Source organism: Georgenia satyanarayanai, from assembly GCF_023715365.1.
Lineage (GTDB): Bacteria > Actinomycetota > Actinomycetes > Actinomycetales > Actinomycetaceae > Oceanitalea > Oceanitalea satyanarayanai_B.
Genome location: NZ_JAMBNZ010000004.1, coordinates 176872 through 200159, shown reverse-complemented (window position 1 = coordinate 200159; position 23288 = coordinate 176872). Strand labels below are relative to the sequence as shown.

At 73.4% G+C, this 23288-nt stretch carries 21 protein-coding genes and 1 riboswitch; of the genes, 18 read left to right on the top strand and 3 right to left on the bottom strand.

The window, feature by feature from the left end; translation table 11 throughout:
* Nucleotides 1–18: 18 nt before the first annotated feature.
* From pcrA to M3148_RS06880, 9 genes are all read left to right on the top strand, one after another.
* Nucleotides 19–2466: a DNA helicase PcrA gene (gene pcrA, locus M3148_RS06915; RefSeq protein ID WP_251303951.1), complete on the top strand. Its 2448-nt coding sequence runs from the start codon at nucleotides 19–21 to the stop codon at nucleotides 2464–2466.
* Between the two features lie 170 nt (nucleotides 2467–2636).
* Nucleotides 2637–4517, top strand: coding sequence for an acyltransferase family protein (locus tag M3148_RS06910; RefSeq protein ID WP_251303950.1), 1881 nt, complete (start codon nucleotides 2637–2639; stop codon nucleotides 4515–4517).
* On the top strand, nucleotides 4510–5103 hold the full coding sequence (locus M3148_RS06905) for a DNA-3-methyladenine glycosylase I (RefSeq protein WP_308203220.1): 594 nt from the start codon (nucleotides 4510–4512) through the stop codon (nucleotides 5101–5103). Before M3148_RS06910 ends, M3148_RS06905 begins: the two co-directional genes overlap by 8 nt.
* A gap of 73 nt (nucleotides 5104–5176) precedes the next feature.
* Complete coding sequence (locus M3148_RS17800) at nucleotides 5177–5308, top strand: hypothetical protein (protein WP_285883540.1); 132 nt, start codon at nucleotides 5177–5179, stop codon at nucleotides 5306–5308.
* Nucleotides 5309–5483: 175 nt separating this feature from the next.
* Nucleotides 5484–6089 carry a class I SAM-dependent methyltransferase gene (locus tag M3148_RS06900; RefSeq protein WP_251303949.1) on the top strand — a complete coding sequence of 202 codons (606 nt, stop codon included), beginning with the start codon at nucleotides 5484–5486 and terminating at the stop codon, nucleotides 6087–6089.
* 32 nt (nucleotides 6090–6121) lie between these two features.
* On the top strand, nucleotides 6122–7081 hold the full coding sequence (locus M3148_RS06895) for an aldo/keto reductase (protein WP_251303948.1): 960 nt from the start codon (nucleotides 6122–6124) through the stop codon (nucleotides 7079–7081).
* Between the two features lie 171 nt (nucleotides 7082–7252).
* Nucleotides 7253–8413: an ADP-forming succinate--CoA ligase subunit beta gene (sucC, locus tag M3148_RS06890; protein ID WP_251303947.1), complete on the top strand. Its 1161-nt coding sequence runs from the start codon at nucleotides 7253–7255 to the stop codon at nucleotides 8411–8413.
* A 16-nt stretch (nucleotides 8414–8429) separates the two neighbouring features.
* Nucleotides 8430–9350, top strand: coding sequence for a succinate--CoA ligase subunit alpha (gene sucD, locus M3148_RS06885; protein WP_251303946.1), 921 nt, complete (start codon nucleotides 8430–8432; stop codon nucleotides 9348–9350).
* A gap of 158 nt (nucleotides 9351–9508) precedes the next feature.
* Entirely contained in the window at nucleotides 9509–10783 is a 1275-nt protein-coding gene (locus tag M3148_RS06880) for a cell division protein PerM (protein ID WP_251303945.1), read from the top strand.
* 1 nt (nucleotide 10784) lies between these two features.
* Here M3148_RS06880 and M3148_RS06875 read toward each other — a convergent pair whose 3' ends face one another.
* Both M3148_RS06875 and M3148_RS06870 read right to left on the bottom strand, forming a co-directional pair.
* Complete coding sequence (locus M3148_RS06875) at nucleotides 10785–11333, bottom strand: type 1 glutamine amidotransferase domain-containing protein (protein WP_251303944.1); 549 nt, start codon at nucleotides 11331–11333, stop codon at nucleotides 10785–10787.
* Nucleotides 11334–11407: 74 nt separating this feature from the next.
* A complete protein-coding gene (locus M3148_RS06870) occupies nucleotides 11408–11821 on the bottom strand; it encodes a hypothetical protein (RefSeq protein ID WP_251303943.1) in 414 nt (137 codons plus the stop codon).
* A 38-nt stretch (nucleotides 11822–11859) separates the two neighbouring features.
* On the opposite strand from M3148_RS06870, the gene purN reads away from it, so the two are divergent.
* The 4 genes from purN (at nucleotide 11860) to purH (ending at nucleotide 16893) form a co-directional block, all read left to right on the top strand.
* Nucleotides 11860–12468: a phosphoribosylglycinamide formyltransferase gene (gene purN / locus M3148_RS06865; RefSeq protein WP_251303942.1), complete on the top strand. Its 609-nt coding sequence runs from the start codon at nucleotides 11860–11862 to the stop codon at nucleotides 12466–12468.
* Nucleotides 12469–12472: 4 nt separating this feature from the next.
* On the top strand, nucleotides 12473–13039 hold the full coding sequence (locus M3148_RS06860) for a DUF6434 domain-containing protein (RefSeq protein WP_251303941.1): 567 nt from the start codon (nucleotides 12473–12475) through the stop codon (nucleotides 13037–13039).
* 105 nt (nucleotides 13040–13144) lie between these two features.
* A complete protein-coding gene (locus M3148_RS06855; RefSeq protein WP_251303940.1) occupies nucleotides 13145–15145 on the top strand; it encodes a hypothetical protein in 2001 nt (666 codons plus the stop codon).
* Nucleotides 15146–15204: 59 nt separating this feature from the next.
* A riboswitch (ZMP/ZTP riboswitch) is annotated at nucleotides 15205–15294 on the top strand.
* 30 nt (nucleotides 15295–15324) lie between these two features.
* Nucleotides 15325–16893, top strand: coding sequence for a bifunctional phosphoribosylaminoimidazolecarboxamide formyltransferase/IMP cyclohydrolase (purH, locus tag M3148_RS06850; RefSeq protein WP_308203219.1), 1569 nt, complete (start codon nucleotides 15325–15327; stop codon nucleotides 16891–16893).
* Nucleotides 16894–17100: 207 nt separating this feature from the next.
* Here purH and M3148_RS06845 read toward each other — a convergent pair whose 3' ends face one another.
* Complete coding sequence (locus M3148_RS06845) at nucleotides 17101–18354, bottom strand: NAD(P)/FAD-dependent oxidoreductase (protein ID WP_251303938.1); 1254 nt, start codon at nucleotides 18352–18354, stop codon at nucleotides 17101–17103.
* Between the two features lie 23 nt (nucleotides 18355–18377).
* Here M3148_RS06845 and M3148_RS06840 point away from each other — a divergent pair, with 23 nt between their 5' ends.
* The 5 genes from M3148_RS06840 to M3148_RS06820 all read left to right on the top strand — a co-directional run bounded on the left by M3148_RS06840 (nucleotide 18378) and on the right by M3148_RS06820 (nucleotide 23243).
* Nucleotides 18378–18644, top strand: a complete 267-nt coding sequence (locus M3148_RS06840) for a hypothetical protein (RefSeq protein ID WP_251303937.1) — start codon at nucleotides 18378–18380, stop codon at nucleotides 18642–18644.
* A gap of 51 nt (nucleotides 18645–18695) precedes the next feature.
* The gene (locus M3148_RS06835) at nucleotides 18696–20030 is read left to right on the top strand and encodes a hemolysin family protein (RefSeq protein ID WP_251303936.1); all 1335 of its coding nucleotides are present in this window, start codon (nucleotides 18696–18698) and stop codon (nucleotides 20028–20030) included.
* 113 nt (nucleotides 20031–20143) lie between these two features.
* Nucleotides 20144–21361: an NADP-dependent isocitrate dehydrogenase gene (locus M3148_RS06830; RefSeq protein ID WP_251303935.1), complete on the top strand. Its 1218-nt coding sequence runs from the start codon at nucleotides 20144–20146 to the stop codon at nucleotides 21359–21361.
* A gap of 22 nt (nucleotides 21362–21383) precedes the next feature.
* On the top strand, nucleotides 21384–22364 hold the full coding sequence (locus M3148_RS06825) for a malate dehydrogenase (RefSeq protein ID WP_251303934.1): 981 nt from the start codon (nucleotides 21384–21386) through the stop codon (nucleotides 22362–22364).
* Nucleotides 22365–22511: 147 nt separating this feature from the next.
* Nucleotides 22512–23243: an AIM24 family protein gene (locus M3148_RS06820; protein WP_251303933.1), complete on the top strand. Its 732-nt coding sequence runs from the start codon at nucleotides 22512–22514 to the stop codon at nucleotides 23241–23243.
* Nucleotides 23244–23288: the final 45 nt, after the last annotated feature.

Sequence of the window (23288 nt, the reverse complement as noted above, 5' to 3'; positions counted from 1 at the left end):
ACCTACCCTGGAAGGGCCATGACCTCCCTCTTCGACAACCTGCCCGGGCTCATGGGCGGGAACCTGCCGCCCCTCCCCGCCGCCGTCCCCCCGCGCGAGGACGACGCGCCCTCCACCGTCCCCGTGTCGCCGCGCCAGGCGGACCTGCTCGAGGGTCTCAACCCGCAACAGCGCGCTGCCGTCGTGCACGAGGGCGGGCCGCTGCTCATCGTCGCGGGCGCCGGCTCGGGCAAGACCCGTGTCCTCACCCACCGCATCGCCGGTCTGCTCGCCACCGGGCGCGCCCGGGCGGGGGAGGTGCTGGCCATCACCTTCACCAACAAGGCCGCCGCGGAGATGCGCGAGCGGGTCACCGAGCTCGTCGGCCCGGTCGCGCGGCACATGTGGGTCTCCACCTTCCACTCCGCGTGCGTGCGGATCCTGCGCCGGGAGCACGCCACCCTCGGCCTACGCTCGAGCTTCTCGATCTACGACGCCGCGGACTCCCAGCGCCTCATGGCACTGGTCATGCGCCAGCTCGACCTCGACCCCAAGAAGTTCCCCCCGAAGACCTTCTCCCGCAAGGTCTCCGACCTCAAGAACGAGCTCGTCGACCCGGACTCCTTCGCCGCCGAGGTCAGCGAGGGCAACGCCTTTGACACCGCGCTCGCCGAGGCCTACCGGCAGTACGACGCGCGGCTGCGCCAGGCCCACGCCCTGGACTTCGACGACCTCATCATGCAGACGGTCAACCTGCTCCAGGCCTTCCCGCACGTGGCCGAGCACTACCGCCGCCGGTTCCGCCACGTGCTCGTCGACGAGTACCAGGACACCAACCACGCGCAGTACGTCCTTATCCGGCAGCTCGCGGGCGTCGAGGGTGACGACGCCGGGCTCCCGCCGGCCGAGCTCACGGTCGTCGGTGACGCCGACCAGTCGATCTACGCCTTCCGCGGCGCGACGATCCGCAACATCCTCGAGTTCGAGGCGGACTACCCCGAGGCGACGACCATCCTCCTCGAGCAGAACTACCGCTCCACGCAGAACATCCTCACCGCCGCCAACGCGGTCATCTCGCGCAACCCGAACCGCCGCGCGAAGAACCTGTGGACCGACAGCGGCGCCGGCGCGGAGGTGGTCGGCTACGTCGCGGACTCCGAGCACCAGGAGGCCCGGTTCATCGCCGAGGAGATCGACCGCCTCGGCGACTCCGACGGCGTACGCCCCGGCGACGTCGCCGTGTTCTACCGCACCAACGCCCAGTCCCGGGCGCTGGAGGAGGTGCTCGTCCGCGTCGGCATCCCCTACAAGGTGGTCGGCGGCACGCGCTTCTACGAGCGCAAGGAGATCAAGGACGCCCTCGCCTACCTGCGGGCCGTCGCCAACCCCGACGACGCCGTCAACCTCCGTCGCATCCTCAACGTCCCCAAGCGCGGGCTCGGGGAGCGGGCCGAGGCGATGCTCGCGGCCCACGCCGAGCGCGAGCGCATCTCCTTCGGCGGGGCGATCGAGCACGCCGCGGCTCCCGCCGGCGCGGCCCCCGAGGTCCTGGGCCTCGCCACCCGCGGGCGCACCCAGGTGCGCGGCTTCCACGAGCTCATGACCGGCCTGCGCGACATGCTCGCCGCCGGAGCCGGTCCCGCCGAGATCCTCGACGCCGCCCTGGACCGCTCCGGCTACCTCGCCGAGCTCCGGGCGAGTGAGGACCCGCAGGACGCCACCCGGGTGGAGAACCTCGCCGAGCTCCACGCGGTGGCCGCCGAGTTCTCCCAGAGCGACCCCGAGGGTGACCTCGGGGACTTCCTCGAGCGGGTGGCGCTCGTCGCCGACTCCGACCAGATCCCCGACGACGACGCCGCCAACCAGGGGCAGGTCACCCTGATGACCGTCCACACCGCCAAGGGCTTGGAGTTCCCAGTCGTCTTCGTCACGGGCCTGGAGGACGGCACCTTCCCGCACCAGCGCTCGCTCACCGACGAGGACGAGCTCGCCGAGGAGCGACGCCTGGCCTATGTCGCGCTCACCCGCGCCCGCAAGCGCCTCTACCTGTCGCGCGCCGCGGTGCGCACCGCCTGGGGCATGCCGCAGCAGCTGCCGCCGAGCCGCTTCATCTCCGACATCCCCGAGGAGCTCCTCGACTGGCGTCGCGCCGAGTCCTCCACCGACGCCCTGCGCGGCGGTGGCTGGGGCTCCGGCGGCCTCGGCTACGGCGGCGGGCGTCCCGCCGGGGGCAGCGGTGCGCGCAGCGGCCCGGTGCGCACACGCCGCAGCGACCCGGAGACCCCGAGCTTCGGCTCGGCGGCCCCGCGCCCGGCGGGCGACATCCCCGGCTTCGACATCGGTGACAAGGTCACCCACGACTCCTACGGCCTGGGCACCGTCGTGGGCCTCGAGGGCTCCGGCTCCAGCGCCGTCGCCCAGATCGACTTCGGCGGCGGCCAGGTCAAGCGCCTCCTCCTGCGCTACGCCCCGGTGACCAAGCTCTAGCCCCCGCCCTCTGTGTGCCCGCCGACAGCGCTCGGCGCAAAAAAGGGGGGCGGCGCGCGCGCCGGAGGAGTCCGGCTGTCGGCGCGGGTGGGAGCTGGTGCGGCGCGGCTCCCACGGAGCCGGGCGCGGCGGACCTAGCCTGTGCCCGACACGACTGTCGAGGAGGGCGGATGGCTCAGACCGCCGCGCCGGCTCGCCCCGGGCGCACCTACACGACCTCCCGTCGTGCCCCGGCCACCACGACCGCGCGGGCCGGGCACATCCACGGCCTGGACGGCCTGCGGGCGCTCGCCGTCGGCGCGGTGCTCGTCTACCACCTGCGGCCCACCTCGCTGCCCGGCGGCTTCCTCGGGGTCGACGTCTTCTTCGTCATCTCCGGCTTCCTCATCACCACCCTGCTCCTGCGCGAGCTCGGCAAGAAGGGCCGGGTGGACCTCCCGCGCTTCTGGCTGCGGCGCGCCCGGCGGCTGCTGCCGGCACTCGTCAGCGTCGTCGTCGTGAGCGTGAGCCTGGCGGCGATCGCGGGCGGTGACCTGCTCGTCAACGTCGGCCGGCAGGTGCTCGGGGCGCTCACCTTCTCCAACAACTGGCTCGAGGTCGGCGCGGGCTCGAGCTACTTCGCCCAGACCTCACCGCTGCTCTTCGTCAACTTCTGGTCCCTCGCGGTGGAGGAGCAGTTCTACCTCCTGTGGCCGCCGCTGCTCGGGCTGCTTCTCGCGCTCACGAGCACCGGCCGGCAGCGGGTGCGCGTCGCGCTCGCCGTCGCCGCCGTCTCCGCGCTCCTCATGGCGGTGCTCTACACGCCGGGGCAGGACGCGACCCGGGTCTACTACGGCACCGACACCCACCTGTTCGGGCTGATGATCGGGGTGGCGCTCGCCTTCGCCTGGGCCTCCCCGCGCAGCTGGCTGCACTCCGCGGCGTGGCAGCGCTGGCGTCAGCCCGCGGCGCTCGTCGCCATGGCCGGACTGCTCGCCCTCATGACGGTCCTCCACGAGGGCTCGGCGCTCACCTTCCGCGGCGGCATCCTCACCGCCTCGCTCCTCACCGCGGTGCTTGTCGCGGCGCTCCTCGGGCCGGTGGGCCTCTACCAGCGGCTGCTGCAGATGCCGCCGGTCGCGTGGGTGGGGGAGCGGTCCTACGGCATCTACCTGTGGCACTGGCCGCTCATCCTCGTCCTCACCGAGCTGATGCCCGCCACCACCTACGACTCCGCGCTCAGCTGGACCACCCGGGGGCTGGCGCTCGTCCTCACGCTGGTCGTCGCCGGTGCCTCCTACCGCTGGCTGGAGATGCCGGTGCGCCAGGAGGGCTTCCGCGGGGTGTGGCGCCGCTGGCGCAGCGCCCTGCGCGGCGGCCGGCGCGCCGCCCAGGTGGTCGGTGGCGCCGCCGTCGTCCTCCTCGTCACGACCGCCGTCGCGGTGGCGACAGCACCGACGACGTCGCTCACCCAGCAGCAGATCGAGGCCAACGAGGAGCTCGTCGCCGCCTCCGCCGCCGAGAGCGAGGCGCCCGAGCCGCTGCCCGCCGACTGGACCGTGCCCGCCGGCGACGAGATCAGCGGCTTCGGCGACTCGATCATGGTGACGAGCGCCCACGGGCTCACCGCCCGCTGGCCCGAGGTCGCGCTCGACGCGAAGTCCAACCGCCAGTGGCCCGACGGGCTGGCCGCGATCGAGCAGGCCGTCGAGCAGGGCACGGTGCGCCGCGCCGTCGTCCTCGACTTCGGGACGAACGCGGGGGTCGGCGAGCCCGCGGTCGTGCGGGCGGCGCTGGACGCGCTCGGCCCGGGCCGGATGGTCGTCGTCGTCAACCTCTACGGCGGCTCGTACTGGGTCCCGGAGGCGAACGCGGCGCTCGCGGACGTCGTCGCCGACTATCCCAACGCGATCGTCGCCGACTGGTACGCCGCCATCGACGCCGAGCCGGGGAAGCTCCAGTCCGACGGCATCCACCCCGACATCGAGGGGGGTCACCTGTACGCCGAGGTCGTCGCCGAGGCCTTCACCGAGCTCTCCGAGCGCCTGCTGGCGCAGACCGCCGGTGAGTGACCTCGTCGTCGGCGAGGACGGCCTCGCCCGCCCGGCGTGGGCGGCGGCCAACCCCCTGCTGCGCGAGTACTACGACACCGAGTGGGGCATGCCGGTGCGCGGCGAGCGCGGGCTCTTCGAGCGCCTCAGCCTCGAGGCGTTCCAGTCCGGGCTCTCGTGGGCCACGATCCTGCGCAAGCGACCCGCCTTCCGTGCTGCCTTCGCCGACTTCGACCCCGACGCCGTCGCCGCCTTCGACGACGACGACGTCACCCGCCTCATGGCCGACGCCGGGATCGTCCGCAACCAGCGCAAGGTCGACGCGACGATCGCCAACGCCCGCGCGACCGTCGCGCTGCGCGCCGACGGCGGACTGCCCGCGTTCGTCTGGTCCTTCCAGCCGGCCGAGACGCCAAGACCGCGGACCTACGCCGAGGTCCCCACGACCTCGCCCGAGTCCGTCGCGCTGGCCAAGGCGCTCAAGGCGCGCGGCTTCCGCCACGTGGGCCCGACGACGATGTTCGCTCTCATGGAGGCCGTCGGCATCGTCGACACCCACCTCCTGGGCAGTCACCGTCGGGGTTCCTCAGGGGTCTGGCCCAGCTGAGGCGGCTTCCGGGATGCAGGGCCGGAGCCGCGGTCCTAACGTCGGGTCGAGCAGCCGGACCGAGGAGAGAACCGTGGGACGAAAGACGCCGGAGACGACGCGCGACGTGCCGGAGGCGGACGCCGCCGAGCGCGAGAACGAGACCTCGAGCCTCGAGCGGGCCGGGGAGGACGTCGAGGAGCTCGTCGAGCACCGTCTGGACTAGCCGGGACGGTGCCCGGCCCGGCCTGGTGCGCGGCGCCGGCCCGGACCGGCGGGCATGTGCCACAAAGGCGCCGGCTGCGTGTCGGCACGCCGGGCGACACGCCGGTGCCGAGGCCCGCGGCAGCCCGTGGGCGCCGCTTTGTGGCACATCCTTGGTCGGGGGAGAGGATGGGGGCATGAGCGAGCAGAGCAAGTGGGTCCAGATGACCCAGGCCAACCCGCAGCACTCGCACTGGTACGTCGAGCGCTTCCGGACGATGGCGGAGTCCGGGGCGGACGTCGTCGGCGAGGCGCGGCTCATCGACGCGATGGTGCCGCGCGGGGCACGGGTCCTGGACGCCGGCTGCGGCCCGGGACGTCACGGCGGCTACCTCGCCGGGCTCGGACACACCGTCGTCGGCGTCGACGTCGACCCGGTCCTCATCGCCGCGGCGCAGGAGGACTTCCCGGACGCGACGTGGGTGGTGGAGGACCTCGCCGAGCTCGACCTGCCCGCGCGGGGCATCGCCGAGCCCTTCGACGCGATCCTCTGCGCCGGCAACGTCATGACCTTCCTCGCGACGAGCACCCGGCGCGAGGTGCTGCGCCGGATGGCCCGCCACCTGGCCCACGACGGGCGCGCTGTCATCGGCTTCGGCGCCGGCCGCGGCTACGACTTCGACGACTTCCTCGGCGACGCCGTCGCCGCCGGGCTGGTGGCCGACCACCTGCTGTCCACCTGGGACCTGCGCCCGGCCGCCGAGGACTCCGACTTCCTCGTCGCGGTGCTCCGCCGCGCCTGACCCGCCCCGCACCCACCACCCGAGAGGACTCCATGACCGAGACCACCACCGCCCTGCCCGTCGGCAGCTCCGAGCTGCACGTCTCCCCGCTCGGCCTGGGCACCAACACCTTCAACGACCCTGGTGACCAGAAGCAGTTCCACGCGGTGCTCGACGGCTTCGTCGAGCGCGGCGGCACCTTCATCGACACCGCCGACATGTACTCCTACTGGGTGCCGGGCAACTCCGGCGGGGAGTCCGAGGCGATCATCGGCCAGTGGGTGGCCGACCGCCGCAACCGCGACGACGTCGTCATCGCCACCAAGGTCTCCGGCAAGCCGGACCTGCTGGGCCTGTCGCCCGAGACGGTCGTCCGCGGCGCCGAGGACTCCCTGCGCCGCCTCCGCACCGACCACATCGACCTCTTCTACGCCCACTACCAGGACGACGAGACGCCCGTCGTCGAGAGCGCCGCGGCCTTTGACCGCCTCGTCACCGAGGGCAAGGTCCGCGCCGTCGCGCTGTCCAACTTCTCCGTCGCTGCCATCGAGGAGTGGTTCCGGGCCTGCGAGGAGAACGGCTTTGCCAGGCCCGTCGCCCTCCAGCCGCGGTACTCCCTCGTTTCCCGCGAGTACGAGATCGGTCTGGCCGGGGTCGCGCAGCGCCTGGGCATGTCCGTCTTCCCCTACCAGGTCCTCGCCGGCGGCTTCCTCACCGGCAAGTACCGCACCGAGGCGGACACCGAGGGTCGGACCCGCGGCGCCGCCGTCAAGCGCTACCTCACCCCGGAGGGGCTGCGGGTCCTCGACGTGCTCGACGCCGTCGCCCGGGAGCACGTCACCGACCCGGCCTCCGTCGCGCTCGCGTGGGCGACGGCGAACGGCAAGGTCACCGCCCCGCTCGCCGCCGCGACGACCCCTGCCCAGCTCGACCAGCTCTTCGCCGCGGTGGTCCTGGAGCTCACCGCGGAGCAGGTGCAGCGCCTGGACGAGGCCTCCGCCAACTTCGTCTGAGAACGACCGGACGCGCCCTGGCCCCGGGCCGGGGGCACGCCTCCGTGCCGTCGGGACCGGAGCCCCGGCGGAGCTGCGCCCGGTGCGCCTCCCACCGCGACGCCGGGTACAGTGGACGGAGATGTCTCGATGTCGAGGCATTCCGAGAACGTCGATGAGAGGACTGACCTGGTGGACCTTTTCGAGTACCAGGCACGGGACGTGTTCGAGAAGCACGGGGTACCCGTCCTGGGCGGGATCGTGGCGACCACGCCGGCGCAGGCGCGTGCCGCGTCCGAGAAGCTGGGCGGGGGGACCGTCGTCGTCAAGGCGCAGGTCAAGACCGGCGGCCGGGGCAAGGCGGGCGGCGTCAAGCTCGCCCACAGCCCGGAGGAGGCCGAGGCGCGTGCAGCCGAGATCCTCGGCATGGACATCAAGGGCCACACCGTCCACCGCGTGATGATCGCCGAGGGCGCGAAGATCGCCGAGGAGTTCTACTTCTCGGTGCTCCTGGACCGCGCCGAGCGCCGCTACCTGGCCATGGCCAGCGTCGAGGGCGGCATGGAGATCGAGCAGCTGGCCGTCGAGCGCCCCGAGGCGCTGGCCCGCGTGGCCGTCGACCCGGTCGTCGGCATCGACGAGGCCAAGGCCAGGGAGATCGTGCAGACCGCCGGCTTCGCCGCCGACGTGGCCGACGCCGTCGCGGACGTCATCCAGAAGCTGTGGACGGTCTACGCGAGCGAGGACGCGACGCTCGTCGAGGTCAACCCGCTCGTGCGCACCGAGGACGGCGCGATCATCGCGCTGGACGGCAAGGTGACGATCGACGAGAACGCCGCCTTCCGGCACCCCGAGCACGCCGAGCTCGAGGACAAGGACGCCGCCGACCCGCTCGAGGCCAAGGCCAAGGAGCTGGGCCTCAACTACGTCAAGCTGGACGGCGAGGTCGGCATCATCGGCAACGGCGCGGGCCTCGTCATGAGCACCCTCGACGTCGTCGCCTACGCGGGCGAGCAGTACGGCGTCGGCCCGGCGAACTTCCTCGACATCGGTGGCGGCGCGAACGCCGAGGTCATGGCCAACGGGCTGGACGTCATCCTCGGTGACGAGCAGGTCAAGAGCGTCTTCGTCAACGTCTTCGGCGGCATCACCGCGTGCGACCAGGTCGCCAGCGGCATCGTCCAGGCGCTGGAGATCCTCGGCGACTCCGCCACCAAGCCGCTCGTCGTCCGCCTGGACGGCAACAACGTGGTCGAGGGACGTCGCATCCTCGACGAGGCCAACCACCCGCTGGTCACCATGGTGGACACGATGGACGACGCCGCGGCCAAGGCCGCCGAGCTCGCGAAGTAAGGGACGGGACAACAGCATGTCGATCTTCCTCGACGCGAACTCGCGCGTCATCGTCCAGGGCATGACCGGTGCCGAGGGCCAGAAGCACACCCGCCGGATGCTCGGCTCGGGCACCCAGGTCGTCGGTGGCGTCAACCCGCGCAAGGCCGGCACGAGCGTCGACTTCGACGTCACCCCCATCGGCCCCGGTGCCGAGGAGCGGACCGCCGGCACGGTCTCCGTGCCGGTCTACGGCACCGTCACCGAGGCGATGGAGGCCACCGGCGCGGACGTGTCGGTCGTCTTCGTCCCGCCGGCCTTCACCAAGGCCGCCGTCATCGAGGCCGTCGACGCCGGCATGCCGCTCGTCGTCATCATCACCGAGGGCGTCCCGGTGGCCGACACCGCCGAGTTCTTCACCTACGCCGAGAGCAAGGGCGTGCGGCTCATCGGCCCCAACTGTCCCGGCATCATCAGCCCCGGGAAGTCCAACGTCGGCATCACGCCGGCCGACATCACCGGCCCGGGCCGCATCGGCCTCGTGTCCAAGTCCGGCACGCTGACCTACCAGATGATGTTCGAGCTGCGGGACATCGGCTTCACCACCGCCATCGGCATCGGTGGGGACCCGGTCATCGGGACCACGCACATCGACGCCCTCGCGGCCTTCGAGGCGGACCCCGACACCGAGCTCATCGTCATGATCGGCGAGATCGGCGGCGACGCCGAGGAGCGGGCCGCGGCGTTCATCAAGGAGAACGTCACCAAGCCCGTCGTCGGGTACGTCGCGGGCTTCACCGCTCCCGAGGGCAAGACGATGGGCCACGCCGGCGCCATCGTCTCCGGCTCCTCCGGCACGGCCGAGGCGAAGAAGGAGGCCCTCGAGGCCGCCGGCGTCAAGGTCGGCAAGACGCCGAGCGAGACCGCGCGCCTGGCCCGGGAGCTCCTTCAGGGCTGAGCCCACCGCACCACCGACGGCCCGCCGCGCCCCCGCGCGGCGGGCCGTCGCGCGTCCCGGCACCCCGACGACGGCGTGAGGCAACGGATCGGACACATCGCCACGACACGCCGCCGCCTTCGCGCGCCCGCGCCGCCCGGTCACCGACGATGGGGCAGATGACGACGACGGTCCACCCCCAGGTGAGCGGCCCCGCCCGCCGCGCGCCCCGGCTCCCCGAGGCCTGGCTGCGTGCCACCCTGGCGGGCATCGAGGCCGCGATCATCAGCTGGCTGCTCGTCGTCGTGCCGACCGTCGCGACCTACGTCGCCACCGCCGCCGCACCCCTGCTCGGCGAGGCCACCTGGACCGACGCGGCGGCCATCGGCACCGGCGTGTGGCTGCTCGGCCACGGCGCCGCGGTCGACGTCGGTGAGGCGGGCGCCGTCTCCCTCGCCCCGCTCGGCACGAGCCTCGTCAGCGCCGCCCTCGTCTACGGCGGCGCCCGGCGGGCGCGGCTGCGCCGGCCGGCCACCGCGGCCTTCGCGCTCGGCGGTTTCGTCCTCAGCGTCCTCGGGCTGTCCGCCGTCGTCCCCGGGCCGGCCGCACGGCCGGCGGTCGCGCTCGTGGCCCTCGTCATCGGCGGCGGCGCGCTGTTCCTCGCGCTGTGGCGCGCGCGCACGCCGCGGCCCGCGTGGTGGCTGCGTCTGCGCGAGGCCGTACCGGACTGGGCGCGCGCCGGCGTCCGGGGCGCCTGGCTGGCCGTCGCCGGCCTCCTCGCCCTCGCCGTCCTCGTCCTCGCCGTCGGGCTCGTCAGCGGGATCGTCACCGTCCTCGAGCTCCACGAGGCGCTCGCGCCGGGCCGCCTCGGCACCGTCGTCCTGCTCCTCGGCCAGCTCGCCTACCTGCCGACCATGGTGGTGTGGGCCCTCGCCTGGCTGTGCGGACCCGGCTTCGCCGTCGGGCAGGGGACGCTCTTCTCCCCGAGCGAGGTCGTCGCGGCCCCGCTGCCGGCCTTCCCCGTGCTCGGGATCCTGCCCGAGCCGGGGGCGCCGGGGCTCGGTCTCGTCGTCCTCGTCCCCGTCCTCGTCGGCGCCGCCGTCGGGGCGTGGCTGCACCGCAGCCGCTTCCAGGAGCGCTGGTGGCAGGCGGCGCTCAGCGGCGTCGTCGCGGCCGCGACCCTCGCCGTCCTCGGTGCGCTCCTCGCCGTGGCCGCCTCCGGCAGCATCGGGCCGGGCCGGCTCGCGACCGTCGGCGTCCCCGCCCCCGCGCTCGCCGGTGCCCTCGCCTGGCAGACCGCCGCGGGCGCCGTCGTCGTCCTCCTCGCCCTGCACCCGCAGGTCCACGCCGCCGTCGGGCGCGGCAGCCGTGCCGTCCGGGCGCGGGTGAGCCGCAGGAACGACGACGGCGGCGCAGGCTCCGCGCCCACGCCGCCGTCCGACTCTCCCGAGTAGGTCAGGCCGTCTGGCCCTCGTGCTCGCCCTCGCCGATCTCCTCGACGAGCTTGTCGCAAAAGGCCGGGAGGTCGTCCGGCGTGCGGCTCGAGACGAGCCCGGCGTCGACGACGACCTCCTCGTCCACCCAGGTGGCCCCGGCGTTCCTGAGGTCCGTCCTGAGGCTGGGGTAGGACGTGAGCGTGCGACCCTCGAGGACCTCGGCGTCGGTGAGGATCCAGCCGCCGTGGCAGATGACACCCACGGGCTTGTGCTGGTTGAAGATCTCCCGGACGAACGCGACGGCAGCCTCGTCCATGCGGAGCTTGTCCCCGTTGACGACGCCGCCGGGCAGGACGAGGGCGTGGAAGCGGTCGGGGGTGGCCTCGGCGGTCGTGAGGTCCACCTGCTGCTCGTGACCGTTCTTGCCGGTGATCGTGCCCGACTCCGGGGAGACGAGGACGGCCTCGGCGCCCTGGGACGTCACGGCCTCCCAGGGCACGGTGAGCTCGGAGTCCTCGAAGCCGTTGGTCGAGAGGAACGCGACGGTCTTGTTCGTCAGCTGGGCCATGGGTGTGCCTCCTTGGGTCTGGGGTTCGCCGTCCACGCTAGGAGCGTTCGGGCCATCCCGCTTCCCGAGGGGCGTCAGGGCCGCAGGAGCATCCGTTGGGCGCGGTCCTCCAGACCGCTGAGGCAGGCGGCCTCCGCCTGGTGGGTGAGGGCGCGGTCCAGGCAGGCGTAGAAGTCTGCGTACACCGGCCAGAGCAGGGCCTGCAGACCGGTGAGGAGCACCATCGCGGCCGCGATGCCGAGGCCGACGACGACGAGTACGACCATCGCCCCGCCCACCCGGGCGCGCCGCAGCCGCACGAGCCCGACGACGCCGAGCACGAGGGCGAGCAGCCCGAGCAGCCCCGGGACGAGCGGCAGCGGCCACGGCGGGCGGGTCACCGACAGCCACAGGCCGACGAGCAGGACGACGGAGAACCAGAGCACCGGACGCGTCGCGGCACGCACCGCCTCGTCGCTGAGGGGCGCAGCGGGCTGGTCGCGGGACATGCGCCCAGTGTTCCATTCCGGCCCATTACCCTCGGCACGTGCCCACACGAGTCGTCGTCCTCATCTCCGGCGGGGGATCCAACCTCGCCGCCCTCCTCGACGCGGCCCGGGACCGGGGCTACGGCGTCGAGGTCGTCGCCGTGGGGGCCGACCGGCCCTCCGCCGGCGGGCTCGCGCTCGCCGAGCAGGCCGGGATCCCGACCTTCGTCGAGCGCCTTGCCGACCACCCCGACCGTGAGTCCTGGGACCGCGCCCTTACCGCCGCCGTCGCGGCCGCGGAGCCCGACCTCGTCGTCTCCGCCGGCTTCCTCAAGCTGTGCGGCCACCACTTCCTCGCGCGCTTCGGCGGGCGCTACCTCAACACCCACAACTCCCTGCTGCCCGCCTTCGCCGGGATCAACGGCCCGCGCGACGCCCTCGAGTACGGCGTGAAGATCGCCGGGGCCACGCTCTTCGTCGTCGACGAGGGCGTGGACACCGGCGCGATCGTCGCCCAGGTCGCCGTGCCCGTCCACGACGACGACACGGTCGACTCCCTCACCGAGCGGATCAAGGTGGCCGAGCGGGCCCAGCTCGTCGAGCAGGTGGGCCGCCTCGCCCGCCTCCCGTGGCGGGTCGAGGGCCGGCGCGTCGTCGTCGACGGCTGAGCCGGTGGACGAGACCAGACCGGCGCTCACGGCCGTGCGCAGCGGCGCCGAGCTGCGCCGCTGGTACTGGCTGCGCGCCGAGCTTCAGGACCTTGCCGGCGCGCTCGGCCTGTCCCGCAGCGGCGGCAAGGAGGAGCTGCTGCAGCGCCTGAGCGCGGCCCTCGACGGCGAGCCGGTGCCCGCGCCCGCCCGCCGGAGGCCGGCGGCGCGCCAGCTGACCGCGCCCGTCGGGCCACGGACCGTGATCCCCGACGGGCAACGGTGCAGCCAGGTGCTGCGCCACTTCTTCACGGCCGAGGTAGGACCCGCGTTCCGCTTCGACGAGCACATGCGCGAGTTCATCGCCCAAGGCGAGGGACGCACGCTCGCCGAGGCCGTAGAGCACTGGCACCGGACCCGTGAGGTGCAGACCGGGAAGATCGGGCGGCAGTTCGAGTACAACGGCTTCACGCGCGCGTGGTTCGCCGCGCACCCGGGCGGCACGCAGCCGCAGTGCCTCGAGGCGTGGCAGCGGTACCGGGCGCTGCCCGTCGACGCGCGTGACCGGGAGGCGGGGCCGGGCGTGCCGTAGGACGGTCCCGCCGAAGGGGCAGCGCAGGCTGCCCTCACGACGACCTCGCCGGTCTGGCACGGCGCGCCGGGCAGGCTCACGGTGGACCCGGCGGAGGAGGTCGGTGTGGTGGTGCAGCAGCGCGCGCCCGACGGCGTCAGGCAGTCATCTGCGCGCCGACCTGACGCACGCCCTCGAGGAGCTGCCCAGTTCCGCGACGCCCGGACCGGCTCGCCGACGAGAGACGCGCGGACCTCGTCCGCCGCGCTGCTCCAGCTGCAGACCCTCGCCGGGAACCGTGCCGTCGGCGCCGTGCTCCAGCGCCAGACGGGCCCGACGCCCGTGGGCAAGGATGTCCCCGGGCTGCCCGAGCACGTTCTCGCCCAGGTCGAGCAGCACCTCGTCACGGGGTCCGCAAGCAGCGCCCAGGCGGCGATCGACCTTGTCGTGGGGGTGCTGGCGGCCCGGGCGGAGGTCGACCTCTCGCTCATCGAGGGACGCCGGATGCGCTTCGACCCGACGCTCACCGACGAGGGCCACACCCGGCAGTGGGCCAGGCCGGCCCGGGGCGGCGGCTTCCACCCGCTGCCGTCCACCGTGCGGATCGGTCCACCGGCGCTCGTCAACGTGGCCTGGCTGTACTCCGCGGTCATCCACGAGTACCGGCACGCCGAGTCCTTCCAGGTGGCGAGGTCGGACCCCTTCAAGGAGGTCGACGCCTACCTCCACAACATCGAGCGGGCGGACGAGGCGGGCCTGGACGGCGGGGAGGTCCTCGAGCTGTGGAGCCGTCTGGGGGAGGAGTGGGCGGACGTCCCCGAGCACCTGCGCCCCCTCTACGCGGACCGCTACGCCGCGGCGGGGACGACGGTCCGGCGGATCGCCGGGACCGCGGCGCCGGCCGTGCAGCGCACCCCGTCGGCGGACGAGTGCTCGGTCGGTGCCACGGTGCTGGTGGACGCGGCACGGCCCGGGGCCTCACGGTGCATCACCGAGGACGACCCGGAGTTCCGAGCGAACTACATCGACAACAACATCGTCCTCGCCACCGGTCTGTGCCTGCCCGGGACCACCTGGGAGACCATCGACCACGCCAGCGTGCCGACGATCGTGCTGACGTACCGGGACGGCCGGACGCTGTCGGTCCCGGTCACGGACGTGCCACTGCTCGGTGGCTCGCGAGGGCGGGACAACCGCTGGGTGACCGCGAGCCGGCCGCTGGCCCGGTACGAGAGGCGCAGCGACGGCTTCATCTACCCCGTCCGGGAGGCGGGACCGACGTCGTACGTCGCGTACGGCGACACCGCCAACATCACCTCGCTCCGTGCGGGCCTGCACGAGACGATCGAGGAGTTGCAGGCCCTCTTCACACTCATGGAGCTGGGGGCGACCTTCGCCGGCGCCGTCGCCGCCCTCGGCGGATCACTGTCGCCCGCCCGCGGTGGGTCACCCGCCCGCGGGCGCATCACCTCCCTCGGCGCCCCCAACACCGGCGGCAGGATCCGCTTCCGGCCGCAGCCGGGTGCCGGGACGACGGCACCACGGCCACCGGTCGGGGGCCGTCCGTCCGTCGGCAGCCCGACGACGCCTCCGACCACCCGGCGGACGTCGCCGAGCGGCGGGTCCGAGCCCTCGCACAAGGCGCAGCAGGGCAAGGCGAGGACGGTCAAGGCCGGCAAGCGCGGCGAGGAGGGACCCGACCGTCGACTGACGTCCGGCACGCCCGACAAGCCCGCCAAGGCGAGGAAGCCGACCAGGACCACCGAGTCCGGCGACGGTCAGCCGGATGAGCGGACGGCCGCCGAGCGGGACTGGGACAAGGCCGAGGCAGAGGCCCGGCGACAGCGGGGCACCGCTGACAAGCCCGCGACGACCGAGCACGGTGCACTGCGGGAGCAGCAGCGGGGGGCGCTGACAGCCGCGGACCGTGGCCGGCTCGACGCGGCGCTGCCGCGGACCCAGGGCGACGGCGCCACCGTCAAGGTGGCCCGCCAGAAGGGCGGCGGCTACCTGGTCCACGTGACCAACGCGGACGGCCACACGGTCACCCTCATGCGGGACAAGAGCCGCACCGAGGTGCAGCGGCTCTCCGAGAACTACGGCTGGAGCCCGCCCTTCGACGACTGAGCTCCGCGCTACCGACCGCCCCGCCGGCCGTTGGTCGAGCTCCGCGGCACGCTAGACTCGGCCCCGGCCGTGACTGGCGCAGAGGTGGAGTCACCACCGGGAAGCGGCCGGAAGTCCCCTGCAGGGTGCCGCCCGCCTGGGTGCCCGGGTCCGATACCAGCGAACCCAGGAGTGACCTCGTGACCGACTCGCGTCCCGTCCGCCGCGCCCTCGTCTCCGTCTACGACAAGACCGGCCTCGCGCCGCTCGCCCAGGCGCTGCACGCCGCCGGCGTGGAGATCGTCTCCACCGGCTCCACCGCCCGCACCATCGCCGAGGCCGGCGTCCCGGTGACCCCCGTGGAGGAGGTGACCGGCTTCCCCGAGTGCCTCGACGGCCGGGTCAAGACCCTCCACCCGCGCGTCCACGCGGGGATCCTCGCCGACCTCCGCAAGGACGCCCACGTCCGCGAGCTCAAGGAGCTCGGCGTCGCGCCCTTCGAGCTCGTCGTCGTCAACCTCTACCCCTTCACCGACACCGTCGCCTCCGGCGCCGCGCCCGAGGAGTGCGTCGAGCAGATCGACATCGGCGGGCCGACCATGGTGCGCGCCGCCGCGAAGAACCACGCGAGCGTCGCCGTCGTCGTCGACCCGTCCGGGTACGACGACGTCGCCGCGGCCGTCGCCGCCGGCGGCTTCACCCTCGAGCAGCGCCGCCACCTCGCGGCCGCGGCCTTCCGGCACACGGCCGACTACGACGTCGCCGTCGCGTCGTGGATGGGCAGCGTCGTCGCGCCCGACGACGAGAGCCGCTTCCCGGCGTGGACCGGTGCCACCTGGCAGCGGGCCGACGTCCTGCGCTACGGCGAGAACCCGCACCAGGCGGCCGCGCTGTACCGCTCCGGCCGGCCGGGGATCGCGCAGGCCGAACAGCTGCACGGCAAGGCGATGAGCTACAACAACTACGTCGACGCCGACGCCGCGTGGCGGGCCGCGCACGACCACGCCGACCCCGCCGTCGCGATCATCAAGCACGCCAACCCGTGCGGCATCGCCGTGGGCGCGACGATCGCCGCCGCCCACGCCGCCGCGCACGCCTGCGACCCGGTCTCCGCCTTTGGTGGCGTCATCGCCGCCAACCGGCCGATCACGGCCGAGGCGGCCGCCCAGATCGCCCCGGTCTTCACCGAGGTCGTCGTCGCGCCGGCCTTCGAGCCGGAGGCGGTGGAGATCCTCAGCGCGAAGAAGAACATCCGCTTGCTCGTCGTGCCCGAGGGCAGCGGGTCCGGGCTGGAGATGCGTGCCGTCAGCGGCGGGCTGCTCGTCCAGGCCAGCGACCTCGTCGACGCGCCCGGCGACGACCCGAGCGGCTGGACCTTGGCCGCGGGCGAGGCCGCCGACCCGGCCACGCTCTCCGACCTCGCCTTCGCGTGGCGCTCGGTGCGGGCCGTGCGGTCCAACGCCATCCTCCTCGCCGCCGGTGGCGCGAGCGTGGGCGTGGGCATGGGGCAGGTCAACCGGGTCGACTCCTGCCGTCTCGCCGTGGAGCGGGCCAACGCGCTGGGGGAGGGGAGCGAGCGCGCCCGCGGCGCCGTCGCGGCCTCCGACGCCTTCTTCCCCTTCGCCGACGGCCTCCAGGTGCTCCTCGACGCCGGCGTGCGCGCCGTCGTCCAGCCTGGCGGCTCGATCCGCGACGAGGAGGTCGTCGCGGCGGCCCAGGCGGCCGGCGTCACGATGTACCTCACCGGCACCCGTCACTTCGCGCACTGACGGCCGGCGGGGGCGGCGGGCCGTCGTCCCGCCGCCGGGGATCTGCGCACAGGTTCGCGACACGCCCCCGACACGCCGGGACAGCTGTCGCGGACGGGCCCTGCCCGGGGACCTGTGCGCAGATCCCCGACAGCACCCCACCTCGAGAGCCCACCGACCGCTGACCGCGAGCGCGGCGAGCGGTCCGGCAGGTCGGGCGGGGCGGGGCTACGTGAACGTCTTGCGGAGGGGGATGGCCGGGTCCGCGGCGGCGAGGGGGTCGACGACGGGGTGCTCCGGGGCGGAGAGCGCCCTGCGGAGCGCACCGACGTCGCGCGGGCGGTCCACGGTGAGTCCGGCATGCAGGCGCGGGACGCCCTCGGCGTCGGTGACGACGTACAGCGCGGTCCACGGACCCGCGCCCGGCTCGCCGCGCAGCACGACCTCCGCCCCCGGCGGCACGTGCCCGACGACCGTGAGCTCGTGGCCGAGCTGGGTGGAGAAGACGTAGGGGGCCGGGTCCGGCGCCGGGCCGTCCGCCGCGCCCAGCAGGTCCGCGACGAGCGCAGCGGGATGGGACAGGGCGCCGTCCCAGTGCGCTCCGGGCACGATGCCGTCGCGCGGGGAGTGGCGGTCCGCGCAGTCCCCGACCGCCCGGACGGACGCCGGCCCGCCGCGCACCCGCCCGGTGAGGTCGACGGGCACCGCGCCGCGCGCGGTGAGGGGCAGGGAGCCGGACAGCCACGCCGTGCTGGGGCGGACCCCGACCGCGGCGACGACGACGTCGGCCGCCACCCGCGAGCCGTCGGCCAGCCCCACGCCACTCGCGTCCGCGGTGGTCACCGTCGCGCCGCAGCGCAGCGCGATCCCGCGCTCCGCGTACCAGGGCACGAGCAGCTCCCCGACCCGCGGGCCGAGCACGTGCCCGAGCGGCACCGGGCCGCCCTCGAGGACCGTGACGTCCACGCCGGCCGCCGCGGCGACCGTCGCGAGCTCGGCACCGACCCAGCCCGCGCCGATGACGGCGAGCCGGGCACCCGGCCGCAGCAGCTCCCGCAGCCGCGCGGCATCGTGGAGGTCGTGGAGGGTGAGGACGTCGCTCCATCCCGGCACGACGACGGGGCCGGCCCCGGTCGCGACGACGGCGACGTCGGCCGCCACCTCGCGCGTCCCGTCCGGACCCGCGACGGTGAGGCGCGCGCCGTCGTCGCCGGCGTCGAGGGCGACGGCGCGGTGACCGGTGAGGAGCTCGTCGGCGAGCGCGGTGAGCTCGCCGTAGCCCTCACCGGCGAGGTCGACCGGTGCGGTGCGGGTGAGGAGCTCCTTGCTCAGCGGGGGACGGTCGTAGGGCGCAGCCCGCTCCTCCCCGACGACGGTGAGGCGGCCGGTGAAGCCCTGGCCGCGCAGCTCGGCGGCCGTCCGCAGGCCGGCCAGCCCGGTGCCGACGACGGCCACCCGGGTGGGGAGGGGAGGGAGGATCACGGCCCCACGGTAGCCTCGTCGCCATGGACTCCACGCGCGGCGCAGGCACGGCGGTGCTGTGGCTCGTCGTCCTCGGCACGCTCGCCGCGGGCGTGACGGCGGTGCTCGTCGACGTGCCCTCGGCCGCGCTCGTCCTCGCGGCGCTGTGCGTCATGCTCGCCGTCCTCCGCGGCACCGACCGCGGTGTGCCGCCCGCCTTCCGGGCCCGCTCCACCGCCTTCGACGTCACCCTGCTCCTCGTCGCCGCCGCCGCGCTCGCCGTCCTCGCCCCGGCCGGCAACCTCATCTGACTGCCCCGGGCCGCCCCGTGCGGCGGGCGACCCTCCTGGGACAATGGTCCGATGACCGACCTCGTCGTCGACATCTCCCTCGTCTTCGCCTTCGTCCTGCTCGGCGGCGTCTTCGCCGCCTCCGAGATCGCACTCGTCTCCCTGCGCGACAGCCAGGTGCGCGCGCTCGCCGACAAGGGCGGCCCCGGTGCCCGGGTGGCGAGGCTGACCGAGGACTCCAACCGCTTCCTGTCCTCCGTGCAGATCGGCGTCACGCTCGCCGGCTTCTTCTCCGCGTCCTTTGGCGCCGCGCAGATCGCACCGCAGCTCGCGCCCGCGCTGGAGAACCTCGGCCTCGGCAGCGGGGTCGCGAGCACCGTCGCCTTCGTCGGCACGACCGTCCTCATCTCCTACCTGTCCCTCGTCTTCGGTGAGCTCGTGCCCAAGCGGCTGGCGATGCAGAGCGCCGAGCGCTTCGCCGTCGTCGTCGCGACACCGCTGGACTGGATCGCGACGGCGATGCGGCCCGTCATCTGGCTGCTCGGCGCCTCGACCAACCTCGTCATGCGTCTGCTCGGGCGGGACCCGCACGAGCAGCGAGAGGAGATCGGTGCGGAGGAGCTGCGCTCGATGGTGGCCCGGCACGAGTCGATCGGGGCCGTGGAGCGGGACATGGTCGTCGACATCCTTGCCGTCGGGGACCGGGGCGTGGAGGAGATCATGACGCCCCGCACCGAGGTCGAGTTCCTCGACGCGGACCTGCCGGTGGGCGACGCGCAGGCGCTGGTCGCCACGCTCGAGCACTCGCGCTACCCCGTCCGCGGCCGCAACGACGACGACGTCCTCGGCTTCATCCACGTGCGCGACCTCATCAGCATCCGCCCCGGCGCCCGCGTCGTCGGCGACCTCGTGCGCCAGGTCCCCTTCTTCCCGACCGGCAAGCGGGTCCTCTCCGCGCTCACCGACATGCGCACGCAGAACGCGCACCTCGCCGTCGTCGTCGACGAGTACGGCGGGACCGACGGGATCGTCACCCTCGAGGACGTCGTGGAGGAGTTCGTCGGGGAGATCAACGACGAGTACGACCGTCCGAAGCCCGGTGCGCGGACGCGCGGTGACGTCGGTGACGTCGCCGGGCTGCTCGGGCGGGCGGACATCACCAAGGTCCTGGACCGCGAGCTGCCCGAGGGCCCCTTCGACACCCTCGCCGGCTTCGTCGTCACCCGCCTGGGCCGCATGCCGGCGGTGGGCGACGCCGTCGAGTGGGAGGGCCTGACCCTCACGGTCGCGGCCCTCGACGGGCGGCGCGTGGACCGCCTCCACGTCCGGGCCACCGAGGAGGCCGACGACGACGGCGCCACCGCCGTCGCCGGTGCGGACCCGGGGGTGGCCGGCCAGCACCCGTAACGGAGGTGTGGCCCATTTATCTCGATGTCGAGTAATCTTGGTGGCGGTGCCGGCGCCCCGGCGCCGAGGACCCCGAGCACACACCCTCGTGGTGGTCAGGAGAGCGCAGCAACATGGCGAAGATCAAGGTCGAGAACCCCGTCGTCGAGCTCGACGGCGACGAGATGACGCGGATCATCTGGCAGTTCATCAAGGACCGCCTCATCCACCCCTACCTGGACATCGACCTCAAGTACTACGACCTCGGGATCCAGCACCGCGACGCCACCGACGACCAGGTGACGATCGACGCCGCCCACGCCATCCAGCAGTACGGCGTCGGCGTCAAGTGCGCGACCATCACCCCCGACGAGGCCCGCGTGGCCGAGTTCGGCCTCAAGAACATGTGGCGCTCGCCCAACGGCACCATCCGCAACATCCTCGGCGGCGTCATCTTCCGCGAGCCGATCATCATCTCCAACATCCCCCGCCTCGTGCCGGGCTGGACCAAGCCGATCATCATCGGCCGCCACGCCCACGCCGACCAGTACAAGTCGCAGAACTTCAAGGTCCCCGGCCCCGGCACCGTGACGATCACCTACACCCCCGACGACGGCAGCGAGCCCATGGAGCTCGAGGTCGCCAAGTTCGGTGAGGACGGCGGCGTCGCGATGGGCATGTACAACTACAACAACTCGATCGCCGACTTCGCCCGCTCGTCCTTCTCCTACGGCCTGCAGCGCGGCTACCCCGTCTACATGTCGACGAAGAACACGATCCTCAAGGCCTACGACGGCGCCTTCAAGGACATCTTCGAGGAGATCTTCGAGGCCGAGTTCAAGGAGCAGTTCGACGCCGCGGGCCTCACCTACGAGCACCGCCTCATCGACGACATGGTCGCGGCGGCCATGAAGTGGGAGGGCGGCTACGTCTGGGCCTGCAAGAACTACGACGGCGACGTCCAGTCCGACACCGTCGCCCAGGGCTTCGGCTCGCTCGGACTCATGACCTCCGTGCTCATGTCCCCGGACGGGCGCACCGTGGAGGCCGAGGCCGCGCACGGCACGGTCACCCGCCACTACCGCCAGCACCAGGCCGGCAACCCGACCTCGACGAACCCGATCGCCTCGATCTTCGCGTGGACGCGGGGCCTGGCCCACCGCGGCAAGCTCGACAACACCCCCGAGGTCACCGGCTTCGCCGAGACCCTCGAGGACGTCATCATCAAGACCGTCGAGTCGGGCAAGATGACCAAGGACCTCGCCCTGCTCGTGGGCCAGGACCAGGAGTGGCAGACGACCGAGGGCTTCCTCGCGTCGATCGACGAGAACCTCGCCGCCCGTCTCGGCTGACGGCCCGAAGGAGACAACGCTCATGAACCAGCCCGTCAACGTCACCGTCACCGGGGCCGCCGGCCAGATCGGCTACGCCCTGCTCTTCCGCATCGCCTCGGGCCAGCTCCTCGGCCCGGACACCCCCGTCCGGCTGCGCCTCCTGGAGATCCCCCAGGGCGTCAAGGCCGCCGAGGGCACCGCGATGGAGCTGGACGACTGCGCCTTCCCGCTGCTGTCCGGCATCGACATCTTCGACGACGCGAACGCCGCCTTCGACGGCGCGAACGTCGGCCTGCTCGTCGGGGCGCGGCCCCGCACGGCCGGCATGGAGCGCGGGGACCTCCTCGAGGCCAACGGCGGGATCTTCGGCCCGCAGGGCAAGGCGATCAACGACAACGCCGCCTCCGACATCCGCGTGCTCGTTGTCGGCAACCCCGCCAACACCAACGCGCTCATCGCCCAGCGCCACGCCCCGGACGTCCCGGCCGAGCGCTTCACCGCGATGACGCGCCTGGACCACAACCGGGCGCTGAGCCAGCTCGCGCAGAAGACCGGCACCGCGGTGAGCGAGATCGAGAACCTCACGATCTGGGGCAACCACTCCGCCACCCAGTACCCCGACGTCTTCCACGCGACGATCGGCGGCCGTCCGGCCACCGAGCTCGTGGACGAGGCCTGGCTGGACGGGGAGTTCATCCCCACCGTCGCCAAGCGTGGCGCGGCCATCATCGACGCCCGTGGTGCGTCGTCGGCGGCGTCCGCCGCCAACGCGGCCATCGACCACGTCCACGACTGGGTGCGCGGCACCGGCTCCTCCTGGACCTCGGCCGCGATCCCGTCCGACGGCTCCTACGGTGTGCCCGAGGGGATCATCTCCTCCTTCCCGGTGCGCTCGACCGGTGGTCGCTGGGAGATCGTCCAGGGCCTGGAGGTGGGCGACTTCTCGCGCCAGCGGATCGACGCCTCGGTCGCCGAGCTCGTCGGCGAGCGGGACGCCGTGCAGGAGCTCGGCCTCATCTGAGCAGACCGACCGAGGGCCGGGAGGGGACACCCTTCCCGGCCCTCGGCGTCTTCCGGCGAACCTTGAGGCTTCGCGCCGAAAAGGCTCCCGTGCCCGTGCGCGGGGCCACTAGGCTGCGGCTGCCAGCCACACGCGCGGAGGAGAGCCATGCCCATCCACGGGACGTTGTTCAGCGACTTCCAGGAGACGGCCGCGCGGGAGCCCTTCGTCCTGCAGAACAAGAAGCTTCTCAAGATCCAGATGGGCTACGGCCCGGTGTGGGCTAAGTCCGGCTCGATGGTCGCCTACCAGGGCGACGTCCACTTCCAGAACAAGGGCTCCGGCGGCCTGGGCCGCATCATGAAGTCGGCGATGACCGGCGAGGGCGTGAGCATGATGGAGTGCACCGGCCAGGGCGAGCTCTTCGTCGCCGACGGCGCCGCCGACGTCCAGGTCTTCTACCTCGAGAACGACATGGTCTCGGTCAACGGCGCCAGCGTGCTCGCCTTCTCCTCCTCCATCGAGTGGGACATCCACCGTCTCCAGGCCCGCGGGGCCGCGATGGCGGGCGGGCTGTACAACGTCTCCTTGCGGGGCACCGGCTACGTCGCCGTCGCCACCCAGGGCGAGCCGGTGGCCCTCGACGTCGCCAGCGCCCCCACCTTCGCCGACGCCCAGGCCGTGGTCCTGTGGACCGGCGGCGTCAGCGCCGACATCCGGGTCGACACCGGCGGGCTGTCCTCGCTCGTGCGCGGAGGCACGGGGGAGACCTTCCAGATGGCCTTTGGCGGGCAGGGCTACGTCATCGTCCAGCCGAGCGAGACGGTCGTCAGCGGCGGGCACCAGGAGAACCGCACGAAGAGCAGCGGCGGCGGGCTCGGGGGCCTCTTCGGCGGCTGAGGGAGGCGGCGCCCCGGGCGCGCCGTGAAACAATCTGCAAGCCTT